Below are 12934 nucleotides of genomic sequence, written 5' to 3' on the forward strand. Positions count from 1 at the left end.
ATCCCTTCAGAAACCCAGGATCATCTTGGAGATGATGTTCTTCTGCACTTCGGTCGCGCCGCCGTAGATCGAGGTCTTGCGCATGTCGTAGTAGGTGGAGGCCGCCGGCGCGGCCCACTCCGGACCGGACACCGGCTGCGTGGCGCCGGGCTCGAGCCAGTCGGGCGAGTACGGCCAGGCATTGGGGCCGGCCACTTCCATCATCAGCATGGCCAGGTCCTGCTGCACCTCGGAGCCGCGGATCTTGACGATCGATGCTTCGGGTCCCGGCGTGCCGGCGGCCTGCGTGGCCACGCGCAGCAGCAGCATCTCAAGCGCCATGATGTCCATCTCGACGCGCGCGATCTTGTCGCGCATGCGCACGTCCTCGATCAGCGGACGGCCGGCGCCGTCGGTGGCTTGCGCGGCGTAGTGCTTGAGCTGGCGCAGCTCGCGGTGGCAATGGCCGATGCCGGCGATGCCGGTGCGCTCATGGCCGAGCAGGTACTTGGCGTACGTCCAGGCGCGGTTCTCTTCGCCGACCAGGTTCTCGACCGGCACTTCCACGTCCTCGAACCAGGTCTCGTTGACATCGTGGCCGCCGTCGAGCGTGGTGATCGGGCGCACCGTCACGCCGGGCGACTTCATGTCGATCAGCAGCATCGAGATGCCTTCCTGCGCCTTGGCTTCGGGATCGGTGCGCACCAGGCAGAAGATCCAGTCGGCGAAGTGCGCCATCGTGGTCCAGGTCTTCTGGCCGTTGACGATGTACTTGTCGCCCTTGCGCACCGCGCGGGTCTTCAGCGAGGCCAGGTCGGAACCCGAGCCCGGCTCGGAGTAGCCCTGGCACCAGAAGTCTTCCACGCCCGGGATGCGCGGCAGGAAGCGCTGCTGCATCTCCGGGCTGGCGTACTTCATCAGCACCGGGCCGATCATGGTCAGGCCGAACGGCAGCAGGCGCGGCGCGCCGGCGCGTAAGGTCTCGATCTCGAAGATCAGGCGCTGCAGCGCGGTCCAGCCGGTGCCGCCCCATTGCTTCGGCCAGGTGGGCGCGCCCCAGCCCTGCGCCTGCAGGATGCGGTGCCAGCGGACGTAGTCGTCCTTCTCCACGCGCTGGTGGTTGAGCACCTTGTTGCGGATGTCTTCCGGCAATTTTGCCTGCACGAAAGCGCGGACTTCCTCGCGGAAGGCCTGTTCCTCGGCGGTGAAACGCAAATCCATCTGAATGTCCCCTGTGGTACGCGGGCCGCGCCGGACCGGCGCGCGAACCGGCAGTGTTGCCGGGTTGTGCGGCGCGCCATGGCGCAAGCCCTTGCTGTGCCGGCCGATTGTATTGGCGGGCCGGGATTCGTTGCTTTATCAATCCGGAAGGCGTCCTTCGCGCAGGCGGAACCAGGCGCACCCGGCAACGCTTGCCATGGGCGCCAGCGTGCGGACCCTCGCATGGACGAACACGACCTTAGTGAATTCCAAATGGCTGCGGCGCGAGGGTTGCCGCAAACTGATGCGGCCGGTTTTGATGTGGCCGGGTGCATTCCGCCGCATATCCGACTCAGCTCGCATTCGAGAGATCCCCAGCACCATGTCTTCCTTCCGCCCCCAATTCATCCACGAGATCCCCGCCCACTGGGCCGCGCAGACCCCGCAGGCCCCATGCCTGTACGAGAACGGTACCGTCGTCAGCTATGGCGAGCTGTGGCGGCGCATCGAAGCCGCGCGTGACTGGCTGGCGGCGCAGGGCGCAGGCGAGGGCGACCGGGTCATGGTCGTGGGCGAGAACTGCAACGAGATGGTGGTCACGCTGTTCGCCTGCAGCCTGCTGCACGCGTGGCCGATCAACGTCAACGCGCGCCTGTCCGCGCGCGAGATCGACAATATCCGCGGCCACGCGCAGCCGGCGCTGGTGCTGTTCACCGGCCATGTTTCCGACGTGGCCGCGGCGCACGGCGAGCGGCTGGGTGCGCAGGCCACTGGCTGCGCAGTCTATGACGATGGCATGCGCGTGGCGCGTGCAGATCGTGCCCCGCAGCGCGAACCTGCCGAGCTGGCCCGCCGCGTCGCCACGCTGATCTATACCTCCGGCACCACCGGCGCGCCCAAGGGCGTGATGGTGCCGCACGCGGGGCTGACGCAGTTTGCGCGCATCTCCGCCACCTCGCGCGACATGGGCCCCGCCGACGTGGCCTACGGCGCGCTGCCGATGTCGCATATCTTCGGCATCGCCACCGTGCTGATGGCCACGCTGTACGCCGGCGCCAGCCTGTTCCTGCGGCCGCGCTTCGACGCCAATGAAGTGTTCGAGGCCCTGGCTGCACCCGGCGTCACCATCCTGCAGGGCGTGCCGACCATGTTCACGCGCATCATGGCGGTGGCGCCCGCGCTGGGCGCGAAGCCGGGCGCCTATCCGCGCCTGCGCTACCTCTATACCGGCGGCGCGCCGCTCGATCCCACCCTCAAGCGCGACGTCGAAACGCTGTTCGGCCAGCCGCTGCACCACGGCTACGGCATCACCGAATACGCCGGCTCGCTCTTCATCACGCGCATGGACGCGCCGCGCGCCGATTGCTCGGCCGGCTATATCGTCGAAGGCGTGGAGATCGCCATCACCGACGCCGAAGGCAAGCCGCTGCCAGCCGGCGAACGCGGCCAGATCCGCGTGCGCGGCCCGGGCGTGATGGTCGGCTACTACCGCAATCCCGAACAGACCGCCGAGGCGCTGCTGCCGGGCGGCTGGCTCAATACCGGCGACCTTGGCTATCTCGACGCCGACGGCGCGCTGTTCATTTCCGGCCGCTCCAAGGACCTGATCATCCGTTCCGGCTTCAACGTGTACCCGATCGAAGTGGAGTCGGTGATCAACGCCTTTGCCGGCGTGCGCCAGTCCGCGGTGGTGGGGCGTACCACGGCCGACGGCAACGAAGAGGTGGTGGCCTTCATCGAACTGCAGGAAGGCGCCGAGCTCGACCGCAAGGCGCTGGACACCTACCTGCGCGACAGCCTCGCGCCGTACAAGCGACCGGCCGAAGTCCGCACCGTCGACGTGATTCCGACCACGGCGAGCGGCAAGCTGCTCAAGCAGCCGCTGCGCGCCATGCTCGACTAAGCCCCCGGGGCACGCGGCCCCGGGCAATAAGCCATCCTGGAGGAGATTACAAATGAAAACATGGAAGACGCTGGCGGCACTGACCGCCACGCTGCTGCTGCAGGGCGCGGCATGGGCCGCGGACGCCTACCCGTCGCGCCCGGTCAAGCTGCTGGTGGGCTACGCGCCCGGCGGCCCGGTCGATACCGCCGCACGCATCTACGCCGAGCAGCTCGGCCGCGTGCTCAAGCAACCGGTGGTGGTCGACAACCGCGCCGGCGCCAGCGGCGCAATCGCCGCCGACATGACCGCCAAGGCGGCGCCGGACGGCTACACGCTGTATTTCGTCGCCAGTCCCACCATGACCATGACGCCGCTGATCCAGCACTCGGTCAACTTCAATCCGGTCAAGGACTTCACCTACATCGGCCTGATCACCGACTACACCAACGTGCTGCTGGTGAACAAGGACTTCCCCGCCAAAAACGTCGGCGAGCTGGTCGCCTACGCCCGCAAGAACCCTGAGGGCGTCTCCTTCGGCTCCGCCGGCGTGGGTGCGTCCAATCACCTGTCGGCGGAACTGCTGGCACAGATGAACAACGTGAAGATGCTGCACGTGCCGTACAAGGGCAACGCGCCGGCGATGGCCGACGTGATGAGCGGCAAGGTCACGTTCATGTTCGACATCACCGGCACCGCCATCGGCCATATCAACGGCGGCAAGGTGCGCGCGCTGGCGGTCACGTCCAAGACCCGCAACCCGGCGCTGCCCAACGTGCCGACCATGATCGAGTCGGGCCAGAAGGACTATGACCTGACGGGCTGGTACGCGCTGGTGGGACCGCAGAAGCTGCCGGCCGATGTGGTGGACAAGCTGGTCAAGGCGCAGAAGGCGGTGGGGGAGGATGCGGCCTTCCGGCAGCGGATGACTGCTGGTGGGTATGACGTCAATATCAGTACACCCAAGGCGCTGGGGGACCGGATTCAGCGGGAACTGGCGTTGTGGGGTGGGGTGGTGAAGAAGGCGAATATCCAGGCGGATTGAAAGGATTTTCTTGGTTGGCGCGATGGGGCCGGCGGGAAGCCGGCCTTGTTGTTGTTGGGGGGGGCGCGGGTGTATTTTTGGATGAGCGCTCTTGACTGGCGTGGCTGTTTCGCCGGCGTAGCCGGCGACCTACTTCTTGGCCGAGCGCCAAGAAGTAGGCAAGAAACGCGTCGCCTGTGCGGCTGGCAATCAATTTGACGGCGTTGGTGGGTCGGGCGGTGGTGATTTCCGTTTGGCGTGGGTGCCCGTTCGATCCTGCTAACGCTATGTGAGTCAGGGGCGGTGCCTGAGATCACCCACTTTTGAACGATCCCAACAGGGTGTAGGCAGCCTGCTGCTGGCGCTATCGGTGGGACGCCTTCGGCTGCGCTGCGCGCGCTCCCTATCTTAGGTCTACTGCTCTGGCACGGAGTGCGTCGCTGCGCTCGCACCGCGCTGTCGCGTGCGATCCCAACAGCGTGTTTCCTCCCGCTTGTTTGCTCCCCTCTCCCGCTTGCGGGAGAGGGGCGGGGGTGAGGGCCGGCGCTTCAACGAAGTAGACCATCCGGTTTACTCTTAGCGCTACGTTGAGCTTGGTAACTTCTACGATTGACGCGACGTATCCATCCTTCACAATCTGCGCCTTGATTGTGAACGGCAAGCGGCTCTAGACTGGCTGGGCTTCTGACACAGCAGAAGCCGGGAGTGAGAACCTGGTTGACGCTACCTCTTCTTCTACCTTACGGAGGTCAACAATGCACCAGTCCACCATCGAACCCAACGCCTTCATCCCGCCTCGACTAGATGATTCTCTTTCGCGGTTCAGTCCCGAAACCCGGCGTGCAGCGCGTAAGGACGCGCTGCCTGTTCCTCGGCAACTCTTGTTATTGAATCTGTTGGACCAGGCCGATGCGGTTGCACGAGGCATCGCATGCGTGCTGACGTTGGTGACTCACAGCGAATGCGATGCACAGGAAGAGGGGAGCGTAGCCTTGCAGGCGGCTACGTTGGATGCCTTGCGAGGGCTGTGTCAAGCGTCCCTTGGATTGCTGGCCGACAAGGTAGAAGACGTCGCGGAGGGAATTGAGGAGGCGATGGTCGGTTAATCAATCTCGGCCCACGAGGCTTCGTGCCGACCTGCACGAAGCGCGCCGCGGATTCGTCAACGCGAGGAATGGCAAACCATGAAGATCGACACCCAGATTCGCCACGTCACCAAGCCGGGCGCCAACCTGTTCCTGGAACTGGGTTTTCCGCCGGCGGAAGCCAAGCGGCTGCAGGCCGCGTCGAAAAAGCAGATCAACGACACTTTGCAGTTGAAGGAACAACTCATGGACGAGCTGGCTGCATGGATCGAGCAGCATCACCTGAAGCAGGCGGACGCTGCAGAAATCCTGATGGTGTCTCGTCCGCGCGTGTCCGACGTCGTGAACCGAAAGACGTCCAAGTTCACCATCGACACACTGGTCGAGATGTTGAGCCGCATTGGCAAGCCCGTTCGCCTGGCGATCGGGCGATAACAGAAGCCGGGGCGCGCATCGGCGAGGCGGCGCAACGCTGGCAAGCGGATGGATGCGTCCGCCTGCAGCATGCCCGCCGCGCTTATCTTTATTTCCCCTCAACCTCCGCCCACCCCTGCATCGCCTGCCCGCCAGCATCATCCCCCGTCCACAGCTCCAGCCGCCCCGGCTGCGCCGGATCGGCCGCGCCACCGACCGTGATGGTGTCCTGGTCGAACAGCGGCGCCAGCCCTCGGAACCCGAAGCGGCGCACGCGCGCCTTGGGCTGCTCGCGCGCCACCAGGTCCAGCATCAGCATGGCCTGCATCGGGCCGTGCACCACGAGGCCGGGATAGCCTTCGACCTCGCGCGTGTACTGGCGGTCGTAGTGGATGCGGTGGCCGTTGAAGGTCAGCGCCGAATAGCGGAACAGCATGACCGGATCGGCCTGCAGCGTGCGCTGCCATTGCGCGGTCTGCTCCAGGCGCGGGCGTGGCGGTTGCGGCTTGGTGGGGTCCGGCATGGCGCGGTAGACGATGTCGTGGCGCTCGTTGACGGCGGTGTTGCCGTTGACGGTCAGTTCGTGGTCGACGGCGACGAACCAGAGCTCGCCGGTGCGGCCGGTCTTGTACTGGACGTCGCGGATGGTGGAGGTGCGCGTGACGGTGTCGCCGATATGCAGCGGATGGTTGAAGCTGACTTCGCTGCCGGCCCACATGCGGCGCGGCAGCGGCACCGGGGGCATGAAGCCGCCCAGGGTGGGGTGGCCGTCGCGGCCGAGTTCGCGCTGTGGCGCGCGCGGCAGGAAGTAGAGCCAGTGCCACAGCGGCGGCAGCGGGCCGGCGGCGATGGCTTCGGGGTCGAGGTCGAAGGTGGCGGCCAGGCCGGCGACCGGTTCCGGCGACAGCGTTTCGGTGCGCGTTTCGCTGCGGCCGATCCAGCCGCGCAGGCGTTCGAGTTCAGAAGTGGCGTCAGTCATGGCAGGTGGCCTTCAGATGCATGAGGGGAGTCGGAGGGTGCGCTATGGCGCCAGCGCGAGCAGCCGGCGGGCCTGCTCGATCACGGGCCGGTCGACCATCTTGCCATCGACCTGCACCGCGTGGCTGCCGCTGGCGGTGGCGTCGAGCACGCGCCGGGCCCAGTCGAGCTGCTCGGGGCTGGGCAGGAAGCCGGCGCGGACCGCACCCAGTTGCGCCGGGTGGATGCACAGCTTGCCGGCAAAGCCGAGTTCGCGTGCGTAGGCGACATCGCCGGCGAGCACGGCTTCGTCCTTGAGCGCGGTGGTGACGCCGTCGACCGGCGGCGGCAGCCCGGCCACGCGCGAGGCCAGCACGATGCGCGCGCGCGCGAAGGCGAGGGCGTCGCGGGTGTGGCTGCAGCCCAGGTCGACCGCATAGTCGAGCGAGCCGAAGGCCAGGCGCGCCACGCCGCTGGCCGCTGCCACGGCATCGACCTGGTGCAGGCCCAGCGCGGTCTCGATGATGGCGACCAGTTCGCCCTGCGGGCTGATCGCTTGCAGGGCCTGGGCGATGGTGTCGAGCGCGGCGGCATCCTCGGCCTTGGGTACCAGCAGCCCGGCCAGCGCGGTGCCCGGGGGCAGCGCGCGCAGCCAGGCCAGGTCGGCGGCAAAGGCAGGCGAGGCGCTGTCGTTGATGCGCACGAAGGCGTTGGCGCCGGGCCGGCGGGCCAGCCATGCGGCGATGGCTTCGCGCGCGGCGGGCTTGGCGTCCGGGTGGACCGCGTCCTCGAGGTCGAGGATCATCACATCGGGGCCGGCGGCGGCGGCCTTGTCGAAGCGCTCGGGCCGGTCGCCCGGCACGAACAGGTAGGTAACGGCGGTGGACATGGCGATCCTCAGCGCGCGGCGGGCAGCCAGTCGTTGACGTTCGGGGCCTGCTCGAGTGCCCACACACGCTGGATGATGGCGCGCATTTCGGCCTCGCTGGCGCCCTGGCGGAACGCGCCCAGCTGCAGCGCCTTGGCTTCCAGTTCCGGGCGCGACAGCGTGTTGTCGGGATCGCCCTTGGGCACGTCGACGCGCGCGGCCAGCGTGCGGCCGTCGGTGGTCTTTGCCGTCACGCGGCCGATCCACTGGCGCGGGTAGGCGGCGTTGATCTCGGCATCCAGCTCCATGTCGACCTTGCCGCGGAACGCGGCCACCGCGGGGTCCTGCAGCGCATGCTGCTCGAACTCGCCCAGGCCGGCGTGGCCATGCACGGCCACCAGCCCCAGCACCGTGCCCATCGAGAACTTGGCCTGGTGGATGGTGGCGGGATTGACCACCGGGCCGAGCACGTCGATGGCACCCTGGTGCACATGCGTGGTGACGCTGGCAATCTGGTCGGCGGCAACGCCTTCGCGCTGCATCAGCGCCTTCAGCGCATCGGCAGCCGGGTGGGTGTGGCGGCACGACGCGAAGAACTTGAACGAGGTCTCCGCGGTGGCCCAGCGCGTGCCCAGGCCATCGGTCAGGCAGGCGGGGTTGGCATCGCTCGACATGCCGGCGGCCATGCCCTGGGCGCCTTCGAGGATCTGCTTCGCGCCGGTAAAGCCGGCGCGCGCCAGCCACGCCGACTGCAGGCCGTCGGCGGCGGCCTTGGCGGTGTGCAGCTGCTTGGAATCGGCGGCGTCGCGCAGGAATTCCCACAGGCCGGCGGCCTGCGTGCCGGCCGAGCCCAGCGCCTGGTTGATGCCTTCGGCGTCGAGGCCGAACAGCTTGGCCACCGCCGCGGCGGCGGCCAGCGTGCCGACGGTGCCGGTGGTGTGGAACACGCGGTAGTGCGAGCGGCCCATGAATTCGCCGATGCGGATGCCGGCTTCATAGCCGGCGATCGACGCCAGCAGCACCTCGGCACCGGTCTTGCCCTCGGCCTGCGCGGCGGCGACCACGGCCGGGAACACCACCGCGGCCGGATGCAGCACCGAGCCGTTGTGCACGTCGTCCTGCTCGACCACGTGCGAGGACGCGCCGTTGATCAGCGCGGCGAAGTAGGGCGAGGTACGGCGGCGGTCGACCAGCACTTCGGCGGCGCCGTCGGACGGGCCCATGGCCGCGGCGAACTCCTGCAGCTTGCGCACGGCCGGGGCGTCCTTGCCGGCGATGGCCGAGGCAATCCAGTCCAGGAACAGGTCCTTGGTGCGCTCGATCACGGGCGCGGGCACGTCGGCCAGCTTGAGGTTGGCCAGGAATTCGCAAAGCTGGCGGGTCGGGTAAGTGGTGTCTGCGGCTTGGCTCATGCCGGCTCCGGAGATTGAACAGTGCTTGCGGAAAAAGAAGGGCGCCCGGCTGGCCGGGCGCCGGTATTGGCTCAGATGGTGCGCTTGTCAGCCAGGGCGTCGATGTCGGTCTCGCCGTAGCCCAGCTCGGCCAGGATGCTGCGGCTGTGCGCGCCCAGCGCCGGCACGTCGCCCATGACCGGTTCGACGCCCGACAGGTTGGCGGGCGGCAGCAGCGCGCCGATCGGGCCGTTCGGGGTGGAGACTTCGCGCCAGCGCTGGCGCGCCTGCAGCTGCGGATGGTTCCACACCGCCTCGATGTCGTTCATCGGCGCATTGGCGATCTGCGCCTGGTCCAGCAGCGCCTCGGCCTGCGCCACCGTCAGCGAGGCAAAGCGCGCCTCGATCAGCGCGGTCAGTTCGGGGCGGTTGCGCACGCGCGCGGTATTGCTGGAATAGCGCTCGTCCTGCGCCAGCGCGCGATCGCCGAGCACGATCTCGCAGAAGTTGGCGAACTCGCGTTCGTTCTGCACGCTGAAGATCACGCTGCCATTGCTGGTGCGATGCACGCCATACGGGGCGATGGTCGGATGCGAGGCGCCGAAGCGCGCCGGCGGCGTGCCGCCGTAGTGACCGAAATACAGCACCTGGTTCATCCACTCGGCCATCGCCTCGAACATGGTCACCTGCACGCGCAGGCCCTGGCCGGTGCGGCCGCGCTGCAGCAGCGCCGAGAGGATGCCGCTGTACGCGTACATGCCGGCCGCGATGTCGGCGATCGACACCCCGGCGCGCGACGGCTCGTTCGGGCCGCCGGTCAGGCCCACCAGGCCGGCGGCGGCCTGGATCAGCAGGTCATAGGCCTTCTTGTCGCGATAGGGGCCCGAGTCGCCGTAGCCGGAGATGTCGCAGACGATCAGCTTTTCGTACTTGCCGTGCAGGGTGTCGAAATCCAGGCCCATGCGGGCGGCGGCGCCAGGGGCGAGGTTCTGCACCAGCACGTCGGCATCGGCCAGCAGGCGGTGCAGGATGGCCTGCGCTTCATTGTCCTTCAGGTCCAGGGCCAGGCTTTCCTTGCCCCGGTTGAGCCAGACGAAGTAAGAGGCCTGGCCGTGCACCGACTGGTCATAGCCACGCGCGAAGTCGCCCACGCCGGGACGCTCGACCTTGATCACGCGCGCGCCCAGGTCGGCCAGCTGGCGCGTGGCGAAAGGCGCGGCCACGGCGTGCTCGAGCGAGACCACGCGGATGCCGTCGAGCGGGCGGATGCCTTGGGAGGAGTGGGACATGTAGGGTTCTCAGAACGAACGCGGCAACTCGAGCACGTGCTCGGCCACGTAGGACAGGATCAGGTTGGTGGAGATCGGCGCCACCTGGTACAGGCGGGTTTCGCGGAACTTGCGCTCGATGTCGTATTCGGCGGCGAAGCCGAAGCCGCCATGCGTCTGCAGGCAGACGTTGGCGGCTTCCCACGAGGCATCGGCGGCGAGCAGCTTGGCGATATTGGCTTCCTTGCCGCAGGGCCTGCCGGCGTCGAACCGCCGCGCCGCCTGGTAGCGCATCAGGCTGGCCGCCTCGACGTTGACATAGGCGCGCGCGATCGGAAACTGCACGGCCTGGTTCTGGCCGATCGGGCGGTCGAACACGATGCGGTCGCGCGCGTAGTTGCTGGCGCGCTCGACGAACCAGTAGCCGTCGCCGATGCACTCGGCGGCGATCAGGATGCGCTCGGCGTTGAGGCCGTCGAGGATGTACTTCAGACCCTTGCCTTCCTCGCCGATCAGGTTGTCGGCGGGGACTTCCAGGTTGTCGAAGAACAGCTCGTTGGTCTCGTGGTTGACCATGTTGCGGATCGGCTTGACGGTCAGGCCCTTGCCGATGGCGTCGCGCAGGTCGACCACGAAGACCGACAGGCCGTCCGACTTGCGTTTGACCTGGTCCAGCGGCGTGGTGCGCGCCAGCAGCAGCATCAGGTCCGAGTGCTGCACGCGCGAGATCCAGACCTTCTGCCCATTGACGATGTACTTGTCGCCCTGGCGCACCGCGGTGGTCTTCAGCTTGGTGGTGTCGGTGCCGGTGCTGGGCTCGGTCACGGCCATCGACTGCATGCGCAGCTCGCCCGAGGCGATGGCCGGCAGCCAGCGCTGCTTCTGCGCGTCGGAACCATGGCGCAGCAGGCAGCCCATTACGTACATCTGCCCGTGGCAGGCGCCGGAATTGCCGCCGCTGCGGTTGATTTCCTCCATGATGACCGACGCCGCGGTCAGCGACAGCCCCGAGCCGCCATAGGCTTCCGGAATCAGCGCCGACAGCCAGCCGGCCTGCGTCAGCGCCTGCACAAAGCTTTCGGGAAAGGCTTCCTGCTCTTCCACCCGTTGCCAGTACGCCGAATCGAAGCCCGCGCACAGGCTGCGCACCGCCTCGCGGATTTCGGGGTACAGCTGGTCGGGATCCTGGTCTGCGTGCATGGTGGCCGGGTCGATTGGAACTGGAGGCCATTATTCCCGAGCCCCCTGCACGCTGAAATTCGGATTTGCGAAAGAGCGGCTTAGGGCCGGCTTAGGTGGGCAGCAAGCGTCGCAGCGAAGGCCGCGCCACCATGCAAGACGCCCGGCGAACCGGGCGTGCAGGTGTGGCGCGCGGAGCGCCGGTGGAGGGTGGGCCGGTGCCGTGGCACCGCCTGCCGATCAGTGGACGAAGAGCCAGATCAGGACCAGGACAAAGGCCGGAACACCAAGTAGCCAGGCGAGGATATAGGGCATGGTGCAACTCCATGGGAGGACTGTGGTTGGTGATTCCAATATAGGAATGCCGCGCGGGCGGGACTGTCGGGGAGCTTCCGCTTGCCGTGTAGGACGCCGCCGCACACGCCGCAGGGACTACGGATGTGCCGCACAAGTCTTGCCGCGTGCCAGGTGTGCCGTGCTACGCTCAGGCCTGCACCCTAGTCCCCGGAGGTTGGCGATGGAGTCTGTCTGGACCGAGATCTTCCGTACCCTTCGCGCGGAATTTGCCGATGTGCCGGACGCGGCCGAGGCCACCCGCATCCTGGTGCGGCTGTTCATGGCGGTGCTGCTCGGCGGCGTGATCGGCTATGAGCGCGAGTCCTCGGGCAAGGCGGCGGGGCTGCGCACCCACATGCTGGTGGCGCTGGGCTCGGCGCTGTTCGTGCTGGTGCCGCTGCAGGCGGGCGTGCCGCTGGCCGACATGAGCCGCGTGCTGCAGGGGCTGATCGCCGGCATCGGCTTCCTCGGCGCGGGCGCCATCCTCAAGCAGAACGACGAAGCCCATATCAAGGGCCTGACCACCGCTGCCAGCATCTGGATGGTGGCAGCGATCGGCGTGGCGGCCGGGCTCGGGCGCGACACCACGGCGGTGATTGCCACGGTGTTCACTCTGGTCATCCTGCAGATCCTGCAGCGCTGGAAGTAACGTCGCCGCACCACGGACCGGTGCGCCGGTCTGTGCCCTTGCGCGCCAATCCACGCTTTTTCTCGGTGTTCGCGCGGCCAACGCGCGCCGAATGCGCGCCGGCGCACACAGCCGGGGCCCCGCGCGCCCTATGCTGTGGCACAGGTTGCGCCGCGAAGCCAGGGCGCCGCCGACGCAGCAGAGGGGAGGTTGGCATGCATGCATCGATCCGTGACGACGCGGCGCTGGCCGCATTCGTGGGGCCGCGCTTTCCGTACTACGGCGAGCGCTGGTCGGTAGCAGAAACCCACGGCGGCATCTCGTGGAACTGGGCGGCGTGCCTGCTGGGCCCGTTCTGGATGGCTTACCGGCGCATGTACTGGCAGGTGGGCGTCTATGCGCTGATCGTCGGCGCCGAGCCGCTGCTGCATGCTTTGTTCGGCCTGCAGCTGCCGATGGCGGGCCGGCCGCTGCTGTACGCGATGGCGCTGCTGCTGGGGCTGTACGGCAATGAGCTGTACCGCTGGCACGCCGAGGCCACCATCCGCCATGTGCGCGAGTACCACTACTCGCCCGAACTGGTGAACGACTCGCTGCAACGCCGCGGCCGCACCAGCTGGCCGGGCGTGTTCGCCATGGGCCTGCTGTTGCTGGTGATGGTGGTGTCGCTGCGTCCGCTGGCGGCGCTGATGGTCCTGGGCGGCGCGCCCGGCGCAGGCTGAA

The 12934-nt window shown here is 67.7% G+C and carries 12 protein-coding genes; 6 read left to right on the plus strand and 6 right to left on the minus strand.

What is annotated here, in order from left to right; translation table 11 throughout:
* Positions 1-6: 6 nt before the first annotated feature.
* On the minus strand, positions 7-1200 hold the full coding sequence (locus U9J39_RS22545; protein WP_115681583.1) for an acyl-CoA dehydrogenase family protein: 1194 nt from the start codon (positions 1198-1200) through the stop codon (positions 7-9).
* A 361-nt stretch (positions 1201-1561) separates the two neighbouring features.
* Here U9J39_RS22545 and U9J39_RS22550 point away from each other — a divergent pair, with 361 nt between their 5' ends.
* From U9J39_RS22550 to U9J39_RS22565, 4 genes are all read left to right on the plus strand, one after another.
* A complete protein-coding gene (locus U9J39_RS22550) occupies positions 1562-3082 on the plus strand; it encodes a class I adenylate-forming enzyme family protein (RefSeq protein ID WP_326348129.1) in 1521 nt (506 codons plus the stop codon).
* Positions 3083-3134: 52 nt separating this feature from the next.
* Positions 3135-4106 (plus strand): Bug family tripartite tricarboxylate transporter substrate binding protein, encoded by a 972-nt coding sequence (locus tag U9J39_RS22555; protein WP_116313566.1) that lies wholly within the window; start codon positions 3135-3137, stop codon positions 4104-4106.
* Between the two features lie 734 nt (positions 4107-4840).
* Positions 4841-5191, plus strand: coding sequence for a hypothetical protein (locus tag U9J39_RS22560; RefSeq protein ID WP_326348132.1), 351 nt, complete (start codon positions 4841-4843; stop codon positions 5189-5191).
* Positions 5192-5269: 78 nt separating this feature from the next.
* Positions 5270-5605 (plus strand): helix-turn-helix domain-containing protein, encoded by a 336-nt coding sequence (locus U9J39_RS22565; protein WP_115681578.1) that lies wholly within the window; start codon positions 5270-5272, stop codon positions 5603-5605.
* 88 nt (positions 5606-5693) lie between these two features.
* Here U9J39_RS22565 and U9J39_RS22570 read toward each other — a convergent pair whose 3' ends face one another.
* From U9J39_RS22570 to U9J39_RS22590, 5 genes are all read right to left on the minus strand, one after another.
* A complete protein-coding gene (locus U9J39_RS22570) occupies positions 5694-6563 on the minus strand; it encodes an FAS1-like dehydratase domain-containing protein (protein WP_326348134.1) in 870 nt (289 codons plus the stop codon).
* 42 nt (positions 6564-6605) lie between these two features.
* Complete coding sequence (locus U9J39_RS22575; protein ID WP_116313569.1) at positions 6606-7430, minus strand: HpcH/HpaI aldolase/citrate lyase family protein; 825 nt, start codon at positions 7428-7430, stop codon at positions 6606-6608.
* An 8-nt stretch (positions 7431-7438) separates the two neighbouring features.
* On the minus strand, positions 7439-8821 hold the full coding sequence (locus U9J39_RS22580) for an MmgE/PrpD family protein (RefSeq protein ID WP_115681575.1): 1383 nt from the start codon (positions 8819-8821) through the stop codon (positions 7439-7441).
* A gap of 71 nt (positions 8822-8892) precedes the next feature.
* Complete coding sequence (locus U9J39_RS22585; protein WP_115712560.1) at positions 8893-10089, minus strand: CaiB/BaiF CoA transferase family protein; 1197 nt, start codon at positions 10087-10089, stop codon at positions 8893-8895.
* A 9-nt stretch (positions 10090-10098) separates the two neighbouring features.
* Complete coding sequence (locus U9J39_RS22590; protein ID WP_116313570.1) at positions 10099-11268, minus strand: acyl-CoA dehydrogenase family protein; 1170 nt, start codon at positions 11266-11268, stop codon at positions 10099-10101.
* A gap of 496 nt (positions 11269-11764) precedes the next feature.
* Here U9J39_RS22590 and U9J39_RS22595 point away from each other — a divergent pair, with 496 nt between their 5' ends.
* Together U9J39_RS22595 and U9J39_RS22600 are read left to right on the plus strand one after the other, a co-directional pair.
* On the plus strand, positions 11765-12232 hold the full coding sequence (locus tag U9J39_RS22595; RefSeq protein ID WP_115712563.1) for an MgtC/SapB family protein: 468 nt from the start codon (positions 11765-11767) through the stop codon (positions 12230-12232).
* Positions 12233-12426: 194 nt separating this feature from the next.
* Positions 12427-12933, plus strand: a complete 507-nt coding sequence (locus tag U9J39_RS22600; RefSeq protein ID WP_115712565.1) for a DUF2628 domain-containing protein — start codon at positions 12427-12429, stop codon at positions 12931-12933.
* The last annotated feature ends 1 nt before the right edge of the window (position 12934 follow it).

The sequence above is a fragment of the Cupriavidus sp. SS-3 genome (genome assembly GCF_035818815.1).
GTDB classification, from domain to species: domain Bacteria; phylum Pseudomonadota; class Gammaproteobacteria; order Burkholderiales; family Burkholderiaceae; genus Cupriavidus; species Cupriavidus taiwanensis_C.

Coding starts and splice junctions, on each gene's coding strand:
- U9J39_RS22545 (WP_115681583.1), bottom strand. CDS start 1,200: ATGGATTTGCGTTTCACCGCCGAGGAACAGGCCTTCCGCGAGGAAGTC.
- U9J39_RS22550 (WP_326348129.1), top strand. CDS start 1,562: ATGTCTTCCTTCCGCCCCCAATTCATCCACGAGATCCCCGCCCACTGG.
- U9J39_RS22555 (WP_116313566.1), top strand. CDS start 3,135: ATGAAAACATGGAAGACGCTGGCGGCACTGACCGCCACGCTGCTGCTG.
- U9J39_RS22560 (WP_326348132.1), top strand. CDS start 4,841: ATGCACCAGTCCACCATCGAACCCAACGCCTTCATCCCGCCTCGACTA.
- U9J39_RS22565 (WP_115681578.1), top strand. CDS start 5,270: ATGAAGATCGACACCCAGATTCGCCACGTCACCAAGCCGGGCGCCAAC.
- U9J39_RS22570 (WP_326348134.1), bottom strand. CDS start 6,563: ATGACTGACGCCACTTCTGAACTCGAACGCCTGCGCGGCTGGATCGGC.
- U9J39_RS22575 (WP_116313569.1), bottom strand. CDS start 7,430: ATGTCCACCGCCGTTACCTACCTGTTCGTGCCGGGCGACCGGCCCGAG.
- U9J39_RS22580 (WP_115681575.1), bottom strand. CDS start 8,821: ATGAGCCAAGCCGCAGACACCACTTACCCGACCCGCCAGCTTTGCGAA.
- U9J39_RS22585 (WP_115712560.1), bottom strand. CDS start 10,089: ATGTCCCACTCCTCCCAAGGCATCCGCCCGCTCGACGGCATCCGCGTG.
- U9J39_RS22590 (WP_116313570.1), bottom strand. CDS start 11,268: ATGCACGCAGACCAGGATCCCGACCAGCTGTACCCCGAAATCCGCGAG.
- U9J39_RS22595 (WP_115712563.1), top strand. CDS start 11,765: ATGGAGTCTGTCTGGACCGAGATCTTCCGTACCCTTCGCGCGGAATTT.
- U9J39_RS22600 (WP_115712565.1), top strand. CDS start 12,427: ATGCATGCATCGATCCGTGACGACGCGGCGCTGGCCGCATTCGTGGGG.